The 19,926-nt window shown below is 73.4% G+C and carries 18 protein-coding genes and 1 pseudogene; 9 read left to right on the top strand and 10 right to left on the bottom strand.

The window, feature by feature from the left end; all coding sequences use genetic code 11:
* Positions 1–54 precede the first annotated feature (54 nt).
* Positions 55–483: an NUDIX domain-containing protein gene (locus ACFYPD_RS09305; protein ID WP_387112303.1), complete on the top strand. Its 429-nt coding sequence runs from the start codon at positions 55–57 to the stop codon at positions 481–483.
* Between the two features lie 232 nt (positions 484–715).
* Here ACFYPD_RS09305 and ACFYPD_RS09300 read toward each other — a convergent pair whose 3' ends face one another.
* The 3 genes and pseudogenes from ACFYPD_RS09300 to ACFYPD_RS09290 form a co-directional block, all read right to left on the bottom strand.
* Entirely contained in the window at positions 716–1,066 is a 351-nt protein-coding gene (locus ACFYPD_RS09300) for a hypothetical protein (protein ID WP_387110686.1), read from the bottom strand.
* Positions 1,067–1,545: 479 nt separating this feature from the next.
* Positions 1,546–2,130 carry a GNAT family N-acetyltransferase gene (locus ACFYPD_RS09295; protein ID WP_387110684.1) on the bottom strand — a complete coding sequence of 195 codons (585 nt, stop codon included), beginning with the start codon at positions 2,128–2,130 and terminating at the stop codon, positions 1,546–1,548.
* Between the two features lie 366 nt (positions 2,131–2,496).
* Positions 2,497–2,946 (bottom strand): annotated as a pseudogene (locus tag ACFYPD_RS09290) (SRPBCC family protein); the annotation flags it as partial.
* A 494-nt stretch (positions 2,947–3,440) separates the two neighbouring features.
* Here ACFYPD_RS09290 and ACFYPD_RS09285 point away from each other — a divergent pair.
* Entirely contained in the window at positions 3,441–5,474 is a 2,034-nt protein-coding gene (locus ACFYPD_RS09285) for an acyltransferase family protein (protein WP_387110682.1), read from the top strand.
* A 39-nt stretch (positions 5,475–5,513) separates the two neighbouring features.
* Here the strand turns inward: ACFYPD_RS09285 and ACFYPD_RS09280 are convergent, their stop codons facing one another.
* Complete coding sequence (locus tag ACFYPD_RS09280; protein WP_387110680.1) at positions 5,514–6,134, bottom strand: pyridoxamine 5'-phosphate oxidase family protein; 621 nt, start codon at positions 6,132–6,134, stop codon at positions 5,514–5,516.
* 165 nt (positions 6,135–6,299) lie between these two features.
* Between ACFYPD_RS09280 and ACFYPD_RS09275 the strand changes: the two genes are divergently transcribed.
* The 3 genes from ACFYPD_RS09275 (at position 6,300) to ACFYPD_RS09265 (ending at position 8,597) form a co-directional block, all read left to right on the top strand.
* Complete coding sequence (locus tag ACFYPD_RS09275; RefSeq protein ID WP_387110679.1) at positions 6,300–6,806, top strand: DUF2231 domain-containing protein; 507 nt, start codon at positions 6,300–6,302, stop codon at positions 6,804–6,806.
* Entirely contained in the window at positions 6,803–7,342 is a 540-nt protein-coding gene (locus ACFYPD_RS09270) for an Hsp20/alpha crystallin family protein (RefSeq protein WP_387110677.1), read from the top strand. Before ACFYPD_RS09275 ends, ACFYPD_RS09270 begins: the two co-directional genes overlap by 4 nt.
* A gap of 115 nt (positions 7,343–7,457) precedes the next feature.
* Entirely contained in the window at positions 7,458–8,597 is a 1,140-nt protein-coding gene (locus ACFYPD_RS09265) for a glycosyltransferase family 9 protein (RefSeq protein ID WP_387112300.1), read from the top strand.
* Here ACFYPD_RS09265 and ACFYPD_RS09260 read toward each other — a convergent pair.
* Together ACFYPD_RS09260 and rfaE2 are read right to left on the bottom strand one after the other, a co-directional pair.
* A complete protein-coding gene (locus tag ACFYPD_RS09260; RefSeq protein ID WP_387110675.1) occupies positions 8,567–9,445 on the bottom strand; it encodes a glycosyltransferase family A protein in 879 nt (292 codons plus the stop codon). The two genes, ACFYPD_RS09265 and ACFYPD_RS09260, sit on opposite strands and share 31 nt — an antisense overlap.
* Positions 9,442–11,325: a D-glycero-beta-D-manno-heptose 1-phosphate adenylyltransferase gene (rfaE2, locus tag ACFYPD_RS09255; protein ID WP_387110673.1), complete on the bottom strand. Its 1,884-nt coding sequence runs from the start codon at positions 11,323–11,325 to the stop codon at positions 9,442–9,444. Before rfaE2 ends, ACFYPD_RS09260 begins: the two co-directional genes overlap by 4 nt.
* 121 nt (positions 11,326–11,446) lie before the next feature.
* Here rfaE2 and ACFYPD_RS09250 point away from each other — a divergent pair, with 121 nt between their 5' ends.
* Positions 11,447–11,995, top strand: a complete 549-nt coding sequence (locus tag ACFYPD_RS09250; protein ID WP_387110672.1) for a type 1 glutamine amidotransferase domain-containing protein — start codon at positions 11,447–11,449, stop codon at positions 11,993–11,995.
* Between the two features lie 51 nt (positions 11,996–12,046).
* A complete protein-coding gene (locus ACFYPD_RS09245; RefSeq protein ID WP_387110670.1) occupies positions 12,047–13,720 on the top strand; it encodes an MDR family MFS transporter in 1,674 nt (557 codons plus the stop codon).
* Between the two features lie 33 nt (positions 13,721–13,753).
* On the opposite strand, the gene ACFYPD_RS09240 is transcribed toward ACFYPD_RS09245, so the two are convergent.
* The gene (locus ACFYPD_RS09240) at positions 13,754–14,653 is read right to left on the bottom strand and encodes a LysR family transcriptional regulator (RefSeq protein ID WP_387110668.1); all 900 of its coding nucleotides are present in this window, start codon (positions 14,651–14,653) and stop codon (positions 13,754–13,756) included.
* A gap of 84 nt (positions 14,654–14,737) precedes the next feature.
* Between ACFYPD_RS09240 and ACFYPD_RS09235 the strand changes: the two genes are divergently transcribed.
* Positions 14,738–15,637: a DMT family transporter gene (locus ACFYPD_RS09235; RefSeq protein WP_387110667.1), complete on the top strand. Its 900-nt coding sequence runs from the start codon at positions 14,738–14,740 to the stop codon at positions 15,635–15,637.
* Here ACFYPD_RS09235 and ACFYPD_RS09230 read toward each other — a convergent pair.
* Positions 15,630–16,121 carry an NUDIX domain-containing protein gene (locus ACFYPD_RS09230; protein ID WP_387110665.1) on the bottom strand — a complete coding sequence of 164 codons (492 nt, stop codon included), beginning with the start codon at positions 16,119–16,121 and terminating at the stop codon, positions 15,630–15,632. The two genes, ACFYPD_RS09235 and ACFYPD_RS09230, sit on opposite strands and share 8 nt — an antisense overlap.
* Before the next feature lie 100 nt (positions 16,122–16,221).
* On the opposite strand from ACFYPD_RS09230, the gene ACFYPD_RS09225 reads away from it, so the two are divergent.
* On the top strand, positions 16,222–17,856 hold the full coding sequence (locus tag ACFYPD_RS09225) for a fatty acid--CoA ligase (protein ID WP_387112297.1): 1,635 nt from the start codon (positions 16,222–16,224) through the stop codon (positions 17,854–17,856).
* A gap of 187 nt (positions 17,857–18,043) precedes the next feature.
* Here ACFYPD_RS09225 and ACFYPD_RS09220 read toward each other — a convergent pair whose 3' ends face one another.
* Both ACFYPD_RS09220 and ACFYPD_RS09215 read right to left on the bottom strand, forming a co-directional pair.
* Positions 18,044–19,057, bottom strand: coding sequence for an NADPH:quinone reductase (locus ACFYPD_RS09220; RefSeq protein ID WP_387110663.1), 1,014 nt, complete (start codon positions 19,055–19,057; stop codon positions 18,044–18,046).
* Between the two features lie 200 nt (positions 19,058–19,257).
* Positions 19,258–19,917, bottom strand: a complete 660-nt coding sequence (locus ACFYPD_RS09215) for an HAD family hydrolase (RefSeq protein ID WP_387110661.1) — start codon at positions 19,915–19,917, stop codon at positions 19,258–19,260.
* Positions 19,918–19,926: the final 9 nt, after the last annotated feature.

Below are 19,926 nucleotides of genomic sequence, written 5' to 3'. Positions count from 1 at the left end.
CCAAACTGACGGTGCCCTTCGACCGTCTGGGATTGTTACGGTCTGCCGGTGGCGATGAATGTTCGCGTCACCGCGATCGTGATCGAGGAAGACGAGATTCTGCTGCTGGACCAGGACACCGAAGGTGACCGGTCGTGGTCGCTGCCCGGCGGCAAGGTGGAGCCCGGGGAGACGATCGAGGAGGCGCTGGAGCGCGAAGTGCGGGAGGAGACCGGTCTGGAGATCCGGGTCGGGGACCTGCTGTACGTGTGCGATGTCGTGAAGGCGCAGGTCGTTCACCTCACCTTTCGGTGCCGCCGGCTGGGCGGCAAGCTGGGGGCGGTCAAGGCCGGGGCAGACACCCGGCCGATCCGTGCGGTCGAGTTCGTCAAGCTGACGGACCTGCCGTCGCTGGGGTTCGACGAGCGGTTCGTGAAGTTGGCCCGGGCCGGGTGGCCAAACGCCGGGTCATACATGGGCCCGAAGAGCAACATCGGGCTATAGCGCCCGCACGGCCCCCATATCCAGGTCGGCCAGCGTGCGGCTGCGCAGGGTCCCGATCTGGCATGCGAGCGGTCCGCAACCAGTCCGCAAGGGGCCGGCGGAGGACGGGGGAGCGGTGCGAGATGTCGAGAGGCCTTGCCGCAGCTAGACGGCCATGTTCCCAGGTAGCCGGCGCTGGCAATTTGATCTCGTAATGCGTAGGTCGACGGTTCGATTCCATCAGGCGCGGGGATCAGAGTCGGCCGTACTGCTCGCGGACCAGCGACTCGATGGTGGTGACGGCGTCCGGCGGTCCGCCGGCCACGGTGACGAGCACGACGATCTTGTCCCGGTGCGCGACCGCACGTACCTCGCTCTGGTCCTCGCCGGTGAAGGCCATCGCGCCCGGCACGTCGGGGATCTCCACCAGGTCGCCGAGGCCGCGAGTCGGCGGCTGGAGATCGACGTAGGACTGCTGGAACTGGTCGGCCGCCGACACCGAGTCGAATTGGAGCAGGGTGACCGTCACCGAGGCGGAGTCCGGTCGGGTCCACGCCGCGCCGGCGGCGTGTTGCACGGTGTTGCGTACCTCCGCGACGAGCATCAGGGACCGGAAGTCCTCGCCGAGCGGCAGGATCCGGGTGATGTCGACGCGATCGTCGACTGCGGCCGGCGTGGTGGGCGTCGATTCGGGCGGGGCCCGCCACCACCAGCGCGCCGAGGTCGCGGTCCTGTTCGACGCGCGCCTGAACCGCGTACCAGATTACCGTTCCGACGATGGCCACTCCGGCGACGGAAGCCGCCACGCCGATCACCGGCCAGGGGCGCCGCCACCAGGGAACCAGCGCCGGGCGGGCGGTCCAGTGTGGACCGGGTGCGGAAATCGAGGGCGGAGCTGCGGGAGTCGGCGGATTGATCGCGATGGCCTCGGCGACCGGCGCCGGCTCCGCCGGGGTCGGGCGGGCGGCCGCCGGAAGCTGCGGTGTCGCCGTCAGGGTCGAGACGGCGGCGGCCAGCACCAGCGTCCCGGCCAGCGCGAGCCACGTGCCGGTGAGGAACTCGCTGTGCCGTCTGACCGGGTGGTCAGGCCGGCTGTTGCATGATCCAGGTCGGCAGCGGTTCGGCAACCTCGCGTACCACGTGCCAGCTGGCCCGCCGGTAGAGCTCGACGTTGGCCGGGTTGCTGGTCTCCAGCACCGCCGGCAGCCCGTCCGCCGCGGCCCGGCGCAGCCCGGCCCGCATGACGGCGTGGCCCCAGCGCCGGCCGGCGCTGCCGGGATGGGTGCCGAGCACGCCGAGGTACCAGAACGGGCCGGCGGGCAGCGCGGCGTGCACGGCCTCGTCGTAGGCGCGCACCCGGGCCAGGACGTCGGCGGGCAGGTGGGCGGCCAGCGGGTCGGTCGGCCCCGGCTCCGACGGGGTGGGTGGCTCCCAGATCGCCACCGAGGCGCCCCCGCCGATCGTCCAGATGGTTTCCCGCCCCACGCGCTTGTCGAAGAGGTGCCCGAAGAAGGCGGCGGCGTGCCGGGGGTAGCTGGCCGGGTCGGGGAAGAGGTGGGTCAGGACGGGGTCTGCGGCGAAGGCGGCGACCAGCGAGTCGACCACCCGCAAGCGGTCCGCCGGGGTGGCAACGGTGATCTCCGGTGGGCGTGGTCCGAGGTCGGTCACGGGCGGCAAGGATACGCGCCACACGAAGCGAGCCCGGCGGGCACGGCGCGGGGGCCGGTCCACCGGGCTCGCTCCGGCAGGGAGGTGACAGGTCTACAGGGTGCGGCGCGGGTCAGCCGGGTCGGGCGGGAAGGCCTCGGTCCGCTGCGCGGGGACGTCCGTCACCACGTACTTCGTCTCGGGCTCCGAGCCGGGCTCCTCGTCGGTCTCCGCGCGGTGCTTGGCCGCCGCGGCGGCCGCTGCTGCCGCCGCGCCCGCGGCGACCGCGCCGGCCGCCACCGCCGTGGCCGAGACGCCGGCCTTGCCGTCGTCGCCGCGCGAGGCCGCGGCGTGCTCCACGCCGGGCGTGCCGAGGGTACGGCCCTCGTCGATGGTGCCGCGCCAGGCGCCCGTCTCCGCGCCCCGGCCCTCGATGTACGCCTTGAACTTCTCCAGGTCGGCCTCGGCCCGCTTCTCCACGAGGTGCAACTTGTCGCCGGCCTTCTCGACCAGCCCCTCCGGCTCGTACTCCATACAGAGCCGGACCTGGGTGCGGTCGGTGCCGATCGGCCGGAAGTGGACGGCGCCGGCGTTGGTGGCGCCGCTGGTGGCGGCCCAGGCGACCGTGCGGTCCGGCACCTGCTCCAGGACCTTGGCTTCCCACTCGCGCTTCACGCCTGCGATCTCGGCGACCCAGTGCATCCGCCGGTCGTCGAGCTGGCGCACCTCCTGCACGCCACCCATGAACCGGGGGAACTCCTCGAACTGGGTCCACTGGTTGTACGCGGTGCTGACCGGCACGTCGACTTCGATGGACTTCTCGACCTTCGTGACCATGAGCACTCCTTGTCGTTCAGTGGTCTGCACCGGAATCCGTACCCCAGGGGATGCGGCCCAATCGAACCGAAAGGCCCGGGTCGGCGCGCCGACCCGGCCTATCGGAGTTGGTGGGCTGTCAGCCGTCCTCGCGGTCCGGGCTCTTCAGCCGGAAGAAGTTGCTCTGCTTCCCGTCGGAGCGTCGACCTTCAGCCCCCAAACGGCCGGCGACCGGGTGCGGCATGGACGGTGCGGCAGGTGAGGCTGACCTGGGCAGTCACGATTGCCCACCCACCTGACGAGCCGCTATCGTTCCGAGGCCGGAGCCCCCAAGCTTGAGGATCGTGATGACTTCCCCGGAGTTGACGACAGTTCCCGCCCGGGGAAGCTCCCACATCGAGAAGTCGGCCGTCCCGGCGGAATCCGGCACGTCGCCGGGCGCCGCAACCGGACCCGAGCCGCGCCGGGAGCCCTCGCCGAGTCGCTTCCGGGGCGATGTCGCCGGGCTTCGCGCCGTGGCCGTCGGGCTGGTGCTGCTGTACCACGCCGGGCTGCCGTTCCTTCCGGGTGGCTTCGTCGGGGTCGACGTCTTCTTCGTGATCTCCGGTTTCCTCATCACCGGGCAGCTCCTGACCGAGATCGAGCGCACCGGCCGCGTCTCGTTGCTGGGGTTCTACGCGCGGCGGGCCAAGCGGATCCTGCCCGCCGCGACGGTAGTGCTGGCGGCCACCGCCGTGGCGGTCCGGCTGTTCGTCCCCCGGGGGCAGTGGCAGGAGATCGGCGGCGACATCGCCGCCGCGGCGATCTACGTGGTGAACTGGCGATTCGCCGACCGCGCGGTCGACTACCTGGCCGCGGACGCTCCGCCCTCGCCGGTCCAGCACTTCTGGTCGCTGGCCGTCGAGGAGCAGTTCTACCTGGTCTGGCCCCTGCTGATCATCCTCGCGATCCTCGCGGCGAGGAGGCTCCGGCGGTCGAATGTGCGGCCCGTCCTGTGGGTCGGTCTCGCGATCCTGGCGGTGCCGTCGTTCGTCTGGTCGATCGTGGAGACGGCGACCTCCTCGGAGCGGGCGTTCTTCGTCTCCACGACGCGGTTGTGGGAGCTGGCGATCGGGGCGGGCATCGCCCTGATCGCGACCAGCGCCGCGCGCATGCCACGGGCGCTGGCCGTCATCCTCGGGTGGCTCGGTCTCGCCGCGATCGTGACAGCGGCGCTGCTGGTGACCGCGGCGACGGCGTGGCCCGGGTACGCGGCCGCGCTGCCCACGCTCGGCGCCGCCGCGGTGATCGCGGCCGGAGCCGCGGCGGGCTCCCGCGGTCCGGTGCTGGTGCTCGGCACGCGCCCGTTCCGCTGGGTCGGTGACCTGTCGTACTCCCTGTACCTGTGGCACTGGCCGATGCTCATCGTGGCCGGCGCGTACTGGGGCGATCTGTCGTTGAAGCGCGGCCTGGCGGTGGCGCTCGCCTCGGTGGTCCCCGCCTGGATCACCTTCCGGCTCGTGGAGAACCCACTGCGCTACTCGCGGGCGATCTCGACGTCGCCGCGTCTCGCGTTGAGCCTCGGTGGCAACTTCACGATGGCCGGGATCTGCGCCGGCCTCGCCCTGGTCCTGACCGGCGCGTGGGCGGCCGCCGCGACGCCGAGCGGAGACAGGTACGCGCCCGGCGCCGCGCTGCTGGCGACCACGCCCGGCACCGCCCCGATCGGCCCGGTCCCGGAGCGGTTCGACTTCATCGCGCCGGATCCCCTGAAACTCACGCAGGGATTCATGGATGTGCCCGACACCAACCGGGACAAGTGCTTCCAGCAGGTCGTCGGGGCCGAGGTCCTGTCCTGCACCTACGGCAACCCGGACGGGGCCACCACCGTCGCCCTCGTGGGCGACTCCAAGATGGACCAGTGGCTGCCGGCGTTCCAGGTGCTTGCCGCGCAGAACGACTGGAAGCTGGTGATCGCCGCCAAGGCGGCGTGCCCGTTCACCAGCGCCCGTGTGCTCAAGGGCGATGGTTCCCACAAGCCCTACACCGACTGCATGGAGTGGAACAGGACGCTGCTGCGCAGGCTGGCCGAGGAACGTCCCGACTACGTCGTCACCTCGCAGTCGGCGGGGAGCGCCCTCGACGCCGCGGGCAAGGAGTCGGTCGACGCGATGATCGCGGGCGTGCGGTCCTCGTGGAAGGCGCTGGACTCCGCGGGAGTGAAGGTCGTCGTCCTCGCCAACAACCCCCATCCCGGCCCGGCGATCGTGCAGTGCGCCGACAAGAACCGGAAGCACCTCTCGGCCTGTGCCTTCGACCGCGAGCGCCACGAGCAGGACCCCGCCTTCCTGATGCAGCGGAAGGCGGTGGCGGGGATGCCCGAGGTCAAGATGATCGACCTGTTCGACGCCATCTGCCCGACCGAGAAGTGTCCGGTGGTGTTCGGCAACGTCCTCATCTACCGCGGCGGCTCGCACATCGGCGCGGCCTACGTCAAGACCACGGCCCCGCACCTCGCTCGGGCGTTGTCGGACATCGGCGTGCCGGCGCGCTTCTCGCCGTCGAACTGATCGCCGCCGCACCGGCAGGGCCGTGGCGGCCGGGCGCGGTCAGGCGTAGATGGTCTTGACGTAGTCCGGGCCGTAGTGGCGTTCCAGGTCGGCGAGGTCCGACGTCGGCGCCTCGACCTCCTTGACCAGCCGGGCGCGGGTGGGCAGCGCGTCGGGCTGCCAGGTCTCCGGCCGCCACAGCTCGGAGCGGAGGAACGCCTTCGCGCAGTGGTAGAAGATCTGCTCGACGGCCACCTCGACGGCGAGCACCGGCCGGTGTCCCTTGACCACCATGTCGGCGAAGTACGGCGCGTCGGTCACCAGCCGGGCCCGGCCGTTGATCCGCAGCGTGTCGGTGCGACCGGGGATCAGGAAGATCAGCCCGACGTGGGGGTTGGCCAGGATGTTGCGGTAGCCGTCAGCCCGCCGGTTGCCCGGCCGCTCGGGGATGGCGATGGTGGTCTCGTCCAGCACCAGGGTGAAGCCGGCCGGGTCGCCCTTCGGGGAGACGTCGCAGCTGCCGTCCGCGCCGGCCGTGGCGACCAGGCAGAACGGCGAGGCGGCCAGCCATTCCCGGTCCCGCTGGTGCAGCACCGTGCGCTCCTTGTCCCGCGCCCGCGGCGTCGGCGCGCCCAGCAGCTCCGCCAGTTCCTCCGGGCTGGTGATCTCCCGTGTCGTCACGTCTGCCTCCCCCGTCCGTTGACCTTGACGGCGATTCCGGCCCGCGAACGGCCGGTTTCCGCCATCGTCAGCCTAGGAGAGCGCGTCGACGGCGAGGTTTGCCCCCGGAGCCCGCGGGTACGGACTGAGCCGCAGCGCGCCCGGACGCGATCGGTGGAGGCGGAGATGGAGAGCCGACTGAAGGTGCTCGGCCATCCCGTGCATCCGATGCTGGTGATGTTCCCCGTGGCCCTCCTGGTGACCGCGTTGATCTTCGACGTGATCGACACCGTGGGCGGGCCGGACTTCCTCGGGGAGGTCGCGTACTGGAACATCACGGTCGGCCTGGTCGGCGGCCTGCTGGCCGCGGCGGCCGGGGCCTTCGACCTGCTCGCCCTGCCCACCGGCACCCGCGCCAAGCGGGTCGGGCTCACCCACGCCGCCGCCAACGTCGCGGTGATCCTGCTCTTCGCCGCGGTCTGGGTGGTCCGGCTCAACGCCGACTCCCGGGCCGCCGGCGGTGCCCTGATCGCCATCGAGGTGGTCGCCGTGGCCATCCTCGGCGTCAGCGCCTGGCTGGGCGGCGAACTGGTGGACCGGCTGGGTGTGGGCGTCGACCCGGAGCACGACCTGAACGCCCCCAGCTCGCTGCGACCCCCTTCGGCGACCCAGCGGATCGGAGACGTGCGATGACGGAACAGAGTGGTGGCGGGCGGGGCTGGCGGGGTCGACAGCAGGGCTGGGACCCGATGGGTGAGCTGCAGTCACTGCGTGCCGAGCTGAGCCGGCTGGTCGGTGGCCGCGCCGGCAGCCCGGACGTGGAGCTGACCGAGATCGCCGATGGCTGGGAGGTGGTCGTCCGGCTGCCCGGCGTGGCACCCGAGGAGGTGGCCGTCGAGCTGGACGACCGGGAGCTGTGCGTGCGGGCCCGGTCGGAGGCCGAGGTCAACGCCGATCAGGGCATCCCGGGCGGGTTCACCACCCGGGGCTTCGAATACCGGGTGGACCTGCCGTCCCGGGTGGACCCGGAGCGGATCGACGCGGTGATGGACCACGGCCTGCTCCGGGTGCGGCTGCCCCGGGCGGCCCGGCCCGCGCCGCGCACCATCACCGTCGGCCGGACCGGCCCGCACGCGACCTCCGGGGGTACGCGGAGCTTCGTCGACCCGGCCGCCGACCGGGAGCTGCACCACCCGGACACCACGGCCGACGAGATCGACCGGCCGTAGGGGTCGCGTGACCACCCTGTCCGACGACTCCAGCTCGGCGCGTCTGTCGCCGCGCCGCGACCTGGAGCCGCCGTCCGACGACGCCAGCGCGGCGCGTCTGTCGCCGCGCCGCGACCTGGAGCCGTCGTCGGTGCTCGGCCCGGTCGGCGAGCGCGTCCCCGACGTCGAGCGGATCGCCGTGCTGCGGGCGAACGCGCTCGGCGACTTCATCTTCGTGCTGCCGGCGCTGGAGGCGCTGCGGGCCGCGTACCCGTCGGCGGAGATCGTGCTGCTCGGCGCGCCGTGGCACGCGACGTTCTGGCGCGACCGCCCCGGCCCGGTGGACCGGGTCCTGGTGGTCCCGCCGGCGCCCGGCATCCGCGAACCCGGCCCGGACGAGCCGGCGTCCGACCTGGCGGACTTCGTGGCGGCGGCCCGCACGGAGCGGTTCGACCTGGCCCTGCAACTGCACGGTGGGGGCGCCAACTCCAATCCGATCATGGCCGGGCTGGGCGCCCGGGTCACCGCCGGCCTGCGGGCCGAGGACGCGCCGCCGCTGGACCGCTGGATCCGGTACATCTACTACCAGCACGAGGTGATCCGCTACCTGGAGGCGGTGGCCCTGGTCGGGGCGGAGGCGGTGACGATCACCCCGGCGCTGGCGGTGACCGACGCCGACCGGGCCGAAGCCGGCGCGGTGCTCGGCGAGCCGACCCGGCCCCGGGTGGCGCTGCACCCGGGGGCCACCGACAGCCGGCGGCGCTGGCCGCCGGAGCGGTTCGGGGAGGTGGCCCGGGCGCTGGCCGGCGACGGGTACGAGGTGCTGGTCACCGGCACCCCCGCCGAGCGGGAGACGGTGGACGAGGTGGTCGCCGCGGCGGGCGTGCCGGTCCGCCCGCAGGTCGGCACGCTCAGCCTGGGCGGGCTGGCCGCCGCGTACGCGGGCTGCGCGCTGGTGGTCTCCAACGACACCGGCCCGCTGCACCTGGCCGCCGCGGTGGGCGCGCCGACGGTCGGCGTCTACTGGATCGGCAACCTGATCAACGGGGCGACTCCGCTGCGCGTCCGGCACCGGCCGATCGCCTCGTGGACCATCCGCTGCCCAGTCTGCGGCGTCGACTGCACGCGGGACATCTATCCGCACCGACCGGGCGGCGGGGTGTGCCCGCACCGCGACTCGTTCGTGGCCGACGTGCCGGTGGCCGAGGTGGTCGAGGCGGCCCGCGACCTGCTGCGGAGTGAGTATCAGGCCGGCTGCGGGGTGTCGGGCTCGTAGGCCACGACCTCCCACGCCTCCACCTCCCGCTCGGTGACCGTGGTCGGCGACTCCAGGTGGTAGGCCCCGCTGGGCAGCACGCCGGCGCCGCCGTGCCGCTCCAGCACCGCGAGCTGCGCGGCGACGTCCTCGCCCTGGTGCCGCTCGGGCAGCCGGCGCCAGAAGTCGAAGCCGCCGGAGTCGACCAGCTTGGCCCGGTCGTAGAGCACGCACCCGCCGATCCAGGACACCTTGTACGCGCGCCACGCCCCGGCCGGCAGCCGCAGCTTCTCGGTGATGTGCAGCAGGTTCGCCGCCGGGTGGATGGACGCCCGCTGCCACTCCGGGGTGCCGGGGCGGATCCGCTCGGGCACCGGGCGCCCCGGCCACTCCTCGTAGTGCCCGTGCGTCTCCGGGCGCACGTCGTCGGCGTAGGAGAGGCCGTGCACGGCGTTGCCGACGAACCCGCAGCCCAGCTCCCGGATGGCGGTGGCCAGCCGGGCCAGCGTGCCGGGCTCCAGCCAGACGTCGTCGTCGAGGCAGAGCACGTACCGGGCCGCCGACCGGTCCAGCAGGTAGGCCCGGTGCTCGGCCAGCCCGCGCCGGGGCAGCCGCCGGGTCAGCAGCACCGGGTGCCCCCGGTGGCGCAGCGCCCGGACCATGGTGGCCGCCGCCGGGTGCGCGTACGCGGGCTCGCCGTCGGACTGGTCGCTCACCACCACCCCGAAGTCCGGTATGCCCTCCTGCGCGGCCAGCCCGGAGAGGGTGACCGCCAGTTCGGCGGGGCGGTTGCGGGTGGGGATCAGCACGTCGAGCTGCCGGGGGCGGCGGAACCCGTCGGGCGCGCCGGGGTCGAGCGGTCGGTTCACGCCGGCCTGCCCTCGCCCACCGGCGGGATCACCGGGTGCGCCCGGATCCGGTCGATGATCGCCGAGGTGGAGCGGTCCGGCACGTACCCGAGGGTGCGCACCTGGCCGCCGAGCCGGCGGACCAGCGGGGCCTCCGGGACCATCTCGGGCGGGTAGTCGCCGCCCTTGACGTAGACGTCCGGGCGGACCGCCTCGATCAGCTTCGCCGGGGAGTCCTCCTCGAAGACCACCACGTGGTCGACGCACTCCAGCGCGGCGAGCAGGGCGGTGCGGTCCTCGACCGGGTTGACCGGCCGGTCCGGGCCCTTGAGCCGGCGTACGCTGCCGTCGGAGTTGACCGCCACGACCAGCAGGTCGCCGAGCGCGCGGGCCTGGGTCAGGTAGCGGACGTGCCCGGGGTGCAGCACGTCGAAGCAGCCGTTGGTGAAGACGATCGACCGGCCGGCCCGGCGGTGCTCCGCGACGATCGCGGTCAGCTCGTCGGCGCCCACCTGGGTCGGGCGCCCGATCTCCTCCCGCCCGCTGCCCAGCGCGTCGAGCAGGTCCTCCCGGCGGCACACGCAGGTGCCGGTGTCGCCGACGGTGATCGTCGCGGCGAGCTGGGCGAGCTGCGCGGCGGTCGGCAGGCTCGCCTCCGCCGCCAGCGCCAGGGTCATCGCCGCCAGGTACGCGTCCCCGGCCCCCACCGCGTGGCTGGCCGGGACCGGCGTGCTGTGGCTGCGCCGCGGTTCGCCGTCGGCGCCGCCGACCACCGCGCCCTCGGTGTCCAGGGTCACCGCAACGACGTCGGCGCCGGTGTGCTCGCGCAGCTCGTCCAGGCGGGACTGGGCCAGCACCGCCCGGTCCACGCCCGCGCCGGCCGCCGCGTTGACGGTCACGCCGGTGCCGGTGACGCTGAGCCCGTCCCCGGTCAGCGCGACCCGCTCCTCACCGGGCGTCGGCTCGCCGGTCGGGCCGGCGACCCCGCCGCCGTGCTCGGCCATGCCTGGGTCCAGGGCTCCGCCGGCGCGCCCGGTCCCCGGCGCGCCGGAGGTCGGATGCGGGCTGCCGGGCTCCCGTTCACCGGCCCCACCCGGCGCCGCGCCGACGACCAGCTCGGAGGGGCCGTCGGCCGGGTCGGCCAGGTGGTCGAGGTGCAGGTCACCGGCGGTCGCGCCGCGCGCCGCGCTCCGGTGCCCACCGCCGAAGCCGGCAGCCGCCCGGGCCAGCAGCCGGGTCGCCTCGGCGAAGCTCGGGGTCACCACGGTCGGGTTGAGGCCGCGCCAGTCGGCCAGGTCGTGCGCGTCGAGCGCCACGGTGGCGTACCGGTCCCGGTTGGCGATCAGCCAGGCGCGCACCGCCGAGGGCAGCGCGCCCAGGCCGTAGTCGCAGACGACCAGGGTGAGCGGCTGCCCGGCGGCCGCCGCCCGCAGCTCCTCGGTGGCGCAGTGCAGCGCGGTCAGCAGACGGGCCACCCCGTCGTCGTCGAGCGCGTCGTCCGGGTCGCCGGAGTCCTCGCGGAGCAGGATCTGGTTCCCGGCGAGCATCCGCCGCTTCACCGGTGTGGGGCGGCCGGGGTGGTTGACCGTGCGGTCCCAGACGCCGGCCCGGTCGAGGCAGTCGTGCAGCTCGTCACCCGCCACGTCGGCGCCGACCGGGGCGACCAGGGCGGCCCGGCCGCCGAGCGCGGCCACGTTGACCGCGGTGTTCGCCGCCCCGCCGGCGGCGGAGATCCGGCGACGCAGCGTGAGGACCGGTGCGGGCGCCTCCCGGCAGAGCCGCTCCGACTCCGCGAACCGCCACTCGTCGAGCATGGCATCGCCGACGACCAGCACGGGACGCCCCTGCCAACCGGCCACGACGGTGGCGAGCCGGCGCTCTTCCGCTGCTGCTCCTGCCATGCCCCTTCGGGTCCCCCGAGCGGGACCGGCCAAACCTGCGCCCCACGCCACCCCCGGCGTCCGGTTTCGGCCGGTCCCGCCCGGGAACGGGTGCAGGCACACCCCGGAGAGGAGAACCACCATGGCAGCGACACTGCAGGGCAAGCGCATCGCGTTCCTGGCCGCCGACGGCGTCGAGGAGGTCGAGTACACCAAGCCCCGCGAGGCGGTGGAGAGCGCCGGCGCCCGGGTCGAGCTGGTCTCGATCGAGTCCGGTTCGATCCAGGCCTTCAACCACCTCGACCACGGCAAGCAGTACCCGGTCGACGTGACGACCAAGGAGGCGGACGCGGGGGCGTACGACGCGCTGGTGCTGCCCGGCGGCGTGGCGAACCCCGACTTCCTGCGGACCGACCCCGACGCGGTGCGCTTCGTGAAGTCGTTCTTCGAGGCCGGCAAGCCGGTCGGCGTGATCTGCCACGGGCCGTGGACGCTGGTCGAGGCGGACGTGGTGCGCGGCCGCACGATCACCTCCTGGCCGAGCCTGCGCACCGACCTCACCAACGCCGGCGCGAACTGGGTGGACCAGGAGGTCGTCACCGACAACGGCCTGGTGAGCAGCCGCAAGCCGGACGACCTGCCGGCCTTCTGCGACAAAATCGTCGAGGAGTTCGCCGAGGGGAAGCACTGACTTCTTCTCCCACCGGGGGCATGTTCCGCCCTCGGTGGGAAAGGAAGCGGGATGACAGCCCAGGCCGCTCGTCCCGTGCTGCACGCCCGCCAGATCCGCCTGCTGATGCTCGGCCTGATGACCGGCATGCTGCTGGCGGCGCTCGACCAGACCATCGTCGGCACCGCGTTGCCCACCATCGTCGGCGAGCTGGGCGGGATCAACCACTACTCGTGGGTGGTCACCGCGTACCTGCTCGCCTCCACGGCCTCGACGCCGCTGTACGGCAAGATGGCCGACCTCTACGGGCGCCGCCCGGTCTTCCTCTTCTCGATCGGCACGTTCCTGCTCGGTTCGCTGCTGGCCGGCCTGTCGCAGAACATGACCCAGCTGATCGTCACCCGGGGTGTGCAGGGTATCGGCGCGGGCGGTCTGCTGACGCTGGCGTTCACCATCATCTCGGACGTGGTCCCACCCCGGGAACGTGGCCGCTACCAGGGCCTGTTCGGCGCGGTCTTCGGCATCTCCTCGGTCGCCGGCCCGCTGGTCGGCGGCTACTTCGCGGAGACCAACTGGCGGTGGATCTTCTACATCAACGTGCCGCTGGCGATTCTCGCCATCGTGGTCTGCTACCACGTCATGCGGCTGGTCCCGTTCCAGCGCCGGGAGCACACCGTCGACTGGATCGGCGCCGGGCTGCTGGTCGCCGGGGTGAGCTGCCTGCTGCTCGCGCTGAGTTGGGGCGGCAACGAGTACGCCTGGGGCTCCGGCGTGATCATGGGGCTGTTCGTGGCCGGGGCGGTGCTCGGCGCGCTCTTCGTGCTCCAGGAGGCCCGGGTACGCGAGCCGATCCTGCCGCTGCGGCTGTTCCGCAGCGCCACCTTCGCGCTGGCCAACTCGGCGGGCTTCGTGCTCGGTCTGGTGATGTTCGGGTCGATCATCTTCATCCCGCTCTACCTCCAGATCGTCAAGGGCGCCTCGCCGACCCGCAGCGGCCTGCTGATGCTGCCGATGATGGCCGGCATCATCTTCACCTCGATCATCACCGGGCGGGCGATGAGCCGGATCGGCCGGTACAAGTGGTTCCCGGTGGCCGGCGCCGCCGTGCTGGTCGCCGGCATGCTGCTGTTCCGGCAGCTGCAGGTGGCCACCTCGCTCTGGGCGGCCTTCGGCTACATGGTGGTGATCGGCGTCGGGCTGGGCCTGTGCATGCAGTCGCTGATCCTGGCCGTGCAGAACGCGGTCGACCCGCGTGACCTGGGCGCGGGCACCTCGTCGGCGACGTTCTTCCGCTCGCTGGGCGGCTCGTTCGGCGTGGCCATCCTCGGCGCGGTGCTGTCGTCCCGGCTCACCGGCGAGCTGGCCGGCCGGCTGCCGGCGGCGATCGCCCAGCTCCCGCCGGACCAGCGGGCGGCCGTGGCGGCGAGCGGCGGCGCCAACGTCTCGATCAACGACCCGGCGACCGTCCTGGCGCTGCCCGGGCCGGTGCGGGCCGCCATCCAGGCCTCGTTCGTCGAGTCGCTGCACCTGGTCTTCCTGACCACCGGGCTGATCGCCATCCTGGCCGTGCTGGTCACCCTGTTGATGCCGAACGAGCAGCTGCGCGGCGCCGGTCCGCAGGGCTCGACCGGCGGCGCGGACCCGCTCGGCGGCCAGGCGGCCGCCCCCGGCGGCAAGCCCCTCACCAAGGAGTCGAAGGAGGAGGCCGCCGCCGACATGGAGTCCAAGTCCCAGACGATGCTCTGACCGGCCGCCCGTGCGGGCGGGCGCGGTCGTGGGTCACCGGGTGTCCGGCGGCCCGGCGGTGAGCAGGTCGAGGATGAGCGCCAGCGGCGGCCAGGCCGCCCGGCCGCGGCGGGTCAGGGCGTAGGCGCGCAGCAGGGCCTGCGGTCCGGTCAGCGGCAGCAGGCGGACGCCGGGCGCGGTGGGCTGGTCGCCGGGGAGCAGACCGACGCCGAGTCCCGCGACGATGAGGTCCTGGACCAGGTCGAGGCTGTCGGCCCGGTGCACGATCCGGGGCTCGAAGCCCGCCATCGAGGCGATGGTCCGGACCACCACCTCGTCGGCCGTGTTGCGCGAGTTGACGATCCAGTCCGCCTCGCGGAACCGGTCGAAGACCGCCGGTGCGTCCGCCGCCGGGCCGGACGTCGCGCCGGCCGGCACCCCGAGCTGCCAGGCCGCCGACCACAGCGGCGTCGCGTCCAACGCGGGGTCCGGCGAGAGCGGGGCCAGGTTGTAGTCGTAGGTCAGCGCGAGGTCGACGTCGTCGGCGGCGAGCGCCGCGTACGCCTCGGCCGGCTCGTGCTCGTGGATGCGGAGGCGCACCCGCGGGTGGTCCACCGCCAGCCGGGCGGTGAGCGGCAGCAGCGAGCGCCGGATGGCGATGGCGAAGCCGGCGACGCGTACGGTGCCGGTCGGCTCGGCACGCGCGTCCAGGTCGAGCCGGGCCGCGTCGACCGCGGCGAGGATCGTCACGGCGTGTTCGGCCAGCCGGCGCCCGGCCGGGGTGAGCCGGACGCGGCGGCCGTGCGGCTCGACCAGTTCGGTGCCCACCTCCCGGGCCAGCACGGCGAGCTGCTGCGACACCGTCGACGTGGTGACGTGCAGCTCGTCGGCGACCTGGCGCATCGAGCCGAGCCGGGCCAGTTCCCGCAGCAGGCGGAGGCGACGCAGGTCCATGGCGGCGATTGTTCACGATTGCCGAATGATTCGTCCAGGAATGGCACGTGGACGTGAGCGGTCCGGAGCGGTTCTACTGTCCGCATGAGCACCGCGACTCCGGCCCGCGCCGGCACCGCCATGGCGGTCGCCTCCATGACCTGCGTCCAGCTCGGGCTGGCCGCCTCGGTGGGGCTCTTCGACCGGGTCGGCCCCGAGGGCGCCGCCTGGCTGCGGCTGGCCTGGGCCGGGGTGCTGCTGGCGGTCGTGGTCCGCCCCCGCCCGTCGGCCTTCACCCGCTCCGCACTGCGGGCCTGCCTGGCGCTCGGCGTGGTGACGGCCGGGGTCACCATGCTGTTCATGGCGGCGGTGGCCCGGCTGCCCCTGGGTACGGCCAGCGCGCTGGAGTTCCTCGGGCCGCTGGGCGTGGCCGTGGCGCGCGGTCGGGGCGGCGCCAAGCTCTGGCCGGCGCTCGCGGCGGTCGGCGTGCTGCTGCTCACCGAGCCGTGGCACGGTGGGGCGGACCCGGTCGGGGTGGCGTACGCGCTCGGGGCGGGCGCCTGCTGGGCCGCGTACATCCTGCTCACCCAGCGGGTGGGCGATGAGGTCTCGGGCATCCGCGGCCTGGCGGTCTCCATGCCGGTGGCCGCCGTGGTCGCCACCGTGGTGGTCGGTCCGTCGGTGTTCGGTGACCTGACCTGGCCGGTGCTCCTGGCCGGTCTGGGGCTGGCCGTGCTGCTGCCCGTCGTCCCGTTCGTGCTGGAACTGCTGGCGCTGCGCCGGCTCACCACCGCCGCGTTCGGCACGCTGATGAGCCTGGAGCCCGCCATCGCCCTGGTCGTCGGCCTGGTCGCGCTGGGTCAGGTGCCGGGCGTCGGCGCGGTGGCCGGCATCGCCTTCGTGGTGGTGGCCGGGATCGGCGCGGAACGGTCCGGCGCCCGGCCGGGCGGCCACACCGGGGCCGCCCCGGACGAGCGGCCGGTGGCGGCCGGGGCCGTCACTTGAGGATGAGGCGGTTGGTCTGCTCGAAGACGTCCAGGTCGGCGAGGGTCTCGAGGACGCTGCCGGAGAGCGGGGCGGGCAGCTCCCCCCGGTGGAAGAACCCCGCGTCGATCGTCTCGTCGGTCACCCGGGCCAGCTCGCCGTCCCACTCCTCGACCCGGAACGCCGAGGTGAAGACCTGGTAGGTGTGGCCGTACATGTTGGTGTTGGTGAAGTCGGGGCCGGTGTAGAGGGCGAACGCGCAGACCCGCAGGGCGCGCAGCCCGGTCTCCTCGCGGACCTCCCGGACGGCGCAGTCGGCGATCGACTCGCCCAGCTCCATGGCGCCGGCCGGCAGCGCCCACTGGCCGTTGTCCGAGCGCTGGATCAGCAGCACCCGGGCGGCGTTGTCCCGGACCACGGCGCGGGCGCCGACGAACATCAGGGTGCGGTCACCGGCCAAGGCCCGGAGCTGCCCCACGTACGAGTCGGCCCACGAGATGCTCACCGGGACAATCTACGCAGCTTCCCCGATCGGGCTCGGCCGTTCCGGGGGTTCCGTACGTGTGACCGGCGACACTACGTTGTTACCCATGCGTAGCACGATGATGGACGCCCCCCTCCAGGTCGCCCGGATCCTCGAACACGGCTCCACCGTGCACGGCACGGCGGAGGTCGTCACCTGGACCGGCGCCGAGCCCCGTCGGATGACGTACGCCGAGGTCGGCAGGACTGCCGCCCGGCTGGCCCACGCGCTGCGCGACGAGTGCGGCGTGACCGGCGACGAGCGGGTCGCCACCTTCATGTGGAACAACAACGAGCACCTGGTGGCCTACTTCGCGGTGCCGAGCATGGGCGCGGTGCTGCACACCCTCAACCTCCGGCTGTTCCCGGACCAGGTCGCCTACATCGCCAACCACGCCGAGGACCGGGTGGTGCTGGTCGACACCACGCTGATCCCGCTGCTGGCCCGGGTGATCGGCGAGATGACCACGGTGCGGCACGTGGTGGTGGTCGGCGGCGGCGACCCCGCCCCATTGGTGGCCGCGGCGGGCGATCGCATCGCCGTACATCACTGGGACGCCCTGCTGGCCGACCGGCCGGACACCTACGAGTGGCCCGAGGTGGACGAGCGCGATGCCGCCGCGCTCTGCTACACCTCCGGGACCACCGGCAACCCCAAGGGCGTCGCCTACTCGCACCGCTCGATCTACCTGCACTCGCTCCAGGTCTGCATGCCGGAGGGTTTCGGCCTCGGCCCGAAGGACCGGGAGTTGGCCATCGTCCCGATGTTCCACGCGATGTCCTGGGGCCTGCCCTACGCGGCCTTCCTTTCCGGCGCGTCGCTGATCATGCCGGACCGGTTCCTCCAGGCCGAGCCGATCGCCGCGATGATCGCCGCCGAGCGCCCCACCCTGGCCGGCGCGGTGCCGACCATCTGGACCGACCTGCTGACCTACCTGGACAGCCACGAGGTGGACACCTCGTCGCTCCAGGAGGTGATCGTCGGCGGCTCGGCCTGCCCGCCGTCGCTCATGCACGCCTTCCACGACCGGCACGGGATCGAGGTCATCCACGCCTGGGGCATGACCGAGATGTCGCCGCTGGGCTCGGTCTCCCGGGCGCCGGCCGGCGCGACCGGCGAGGCGGCGTGGCGCTACCGCTACAGCCAGGGCCGGGTGCCGGCCGGCGTCGCCGCGCGGATCGTCGGCCCGCTGGGCGAGCCGCTGCCCGCCGACGGCACGTCCGTGGGCGAGCTGGAGGTCCGCGGGCCGTGGGTGACCGCCCGGTACGTCGGCGACGACACCCCGGACGAGGAGAAGTTCCGCGACGGCTGGCTGCGGACCGGGGACGTCGGCATGCTCTCGCCGGACGGCTACATCACCCTCACCGACCGGGCCAAGGACGTGATCAAGTCGGGCGGGGAGTGGATCTCCTCGGTCGAGCTGGAGAACGCCCTCATGGCGCACCCGGCGGTGCTGGAGGCGTGCGTGGTGGGCGTGCCGGACGAGCGCTGGGACGAGCGGCCCCTCGCGACCGTGGTGGTCCGGGAGGGCGCCTCGGTCACCGCCGAGGAGCTGCGGGAGTTCCTGGCGACGTCGGTGGCGCGCTGGCAGTTGCCGGAGCGCTGGGCGTTCATCGACGCGGTGCCGAAGACCAGCGTCGGCAAATTCGACAAAAAGGTGGTGCGTTCCCGGTACGCGGAGGGTGGCCTGGACGTACGCGAACTGACCGCGCCGTAACACTTTCCGGCGTACCGTCGCCAGCACGGGTAGGGACGTGTTCCTCTCATGGACATTCCTCCCCAGAGGGCGGCCCCGGCGTTCGCACCGCGCCGGGGCCGCCCGTCCATGCGGGGCGACCCGCAATGTCATTCTCGCGAAACTTGTTCGTCTCTGTCCCGATGATGGCGAAATACGTTTCGCGTTCTCAGGTGTCGCTGGTCGTGATCAGCACCTTGCCGACCACCGAATTCTCCACCGCCTCGTGCGCCGGCCGAGCCGCGTCCAGCGTGTGGTGGTGCAGCGGCAGGCCGGCCTCCTCGCCCACCCGGATCGCGCCCTGGGCCACCGCCGCCGCGATGTCGGTCACCGCCTGCGCCTTGGCCGCCTTCGGTGCCGTGTAGATCAGCACGAACTGCCAGCGGGCGTTCGGCATCATGAGCGGCCGGATCGGCAGGGTCACCTGCTCGCCACCGTCGTCCGCGTACACACAGACCGCGCCCCCGGTACGCAGCATCTGCACGTCGGCGGCGGCGTTGCGGGCGGCGGAGACCTCCACGATCGTGTGCACCCCGTCGGGCGCGATCTTGCGGACCTCCTCGACCACGTCCTGCTCGCGGTAGTTGACCACGAAGCTGGCCCCGGCCGCCGCGGCGAGCTGCGCCTTCTCCGGGCTGCTCACCGTGGCGATCACGCACGCGTCGGCCCAGCGGGCCAACTGGATCGCCGCGTTGCCGACCGCGCCCGCCCCGCCCTGCACCAGCACGACGTGGTCGCTCAACGCGCCGGCGTGCAGCTTGTCCGGCATGAACTCGCCGGCGGTCAGGCATCGGTGCGCGGTCATGAACGGGATGCCCAGCGCCGCGCCCAGGTCGAACGAGGCCGAACCGAGGCTCACCGCGTGCCGGACCGGGACCACCGTGTACTCGCTGGCGGTGCCCCAGGGCCGCTGCCAGGCCGCCTCCCAGAGCCACACCCGCTCGCCGATGAGGATCTGGTCGACGCCCTCGCCGACCGCCTCGATCACCCCGGCGCCGTCCTGCCCGGGGATCTGCCAGCCCTGCGGCAGCGGCCAGGCGCGGCGGGCCTTCCAGTCGGTCGGGTTCACCCCGGCCACGGCCATCCGCACCAGCACCTCGCCGGGGCCCGGCTCCGGCACCGGCCGGTCGACCAGCTGGAGCACCGAGGCGTCCCCGTTGTTCTCGTACACGATCGCCCTCATCGCCGTCCCCTCCGCCGTCCTGCCCGGCTGCGCTACCCGGACGCCTCGCGATCATTCCGATCCGGCGCGCCCCCGAAACCGTACAACCGGGGCGCGGAGGGACATCAGCCCCTTGAGTGGAACGCCACGGGTGTCAAAGGGCGGCGGTGACACCCGTGGCGTTCCACCGACGGTCGGGTCAGCCGGCCGCCGCCGTCGCGTCAGGCGCAAGCCGCGCGTTCCACCACCTCGGGGGTGAGTGCGTCGATCGAGGGCAGCAGCGCGGCCGCCAGCGCCTCCGCGTCCGGATCGAGGGGATAGGAGCCGTGCGGCACGGCCACCACCCGGCAACCGGCGGCGGCCGCCGAGCGGACCCCGTTCGAGGAGTCCTCCACCGCCACGCACCGGGCCGGGTCGACGCCGAGCCGTGCCGCCACGGCGAGCCACACGTCCGGCGCCGGTTTGCCCCGGGCGGTCTCCTCGGTCGACAGGGTCGCGCCGAACGCGTCGGTCAGGCCCGTCGCGTCCAGCGCTGCCGCGATCAGCCGGGTGGGGGAGGAACTGGCCAGCCCGAGCGGCCACCGCGCGGCCGTGCGGCGCACCACCGCGTCGGCGTCGTCGATCAGGGGTACGCGCTGCGCGTACCGCCGGGTCATCTCGGCCACCACCTCGGTGGCGACCTGCTCGGCGGTGCGGTCGACGCCCAGCTCACCGCTGAGGTACGCGGCCCACTCGCCGGTGCTCATCCCCATGAGCCGGTGCTGGGTGTCCGGCTGCCAGGTGCCCCCGTGCTCGGCCACGTACGCCCGCCGGACCTCCTCCCAGACGGGCTCGGAGTCCACGATCACGCCGTCCAGGTCGAAGAGCACCGCGTCCACCACGTACCCCAT

Origin of the sequence: Micromonospora sp. NPDC005299, from assembly GCF_042872345.1 — a bacterium.
In the GTDB taxonomy this organism is placed as follows: Bacteria; Actinomycetota; Actinomycetes; order Mycobacteriales; family Micromonosporaceae; genus Micromonospora.
Note: the sequence above shows the minus strand (reverse complement) of the source record. Positions and strands in the feature narration are given on the sequence as shown.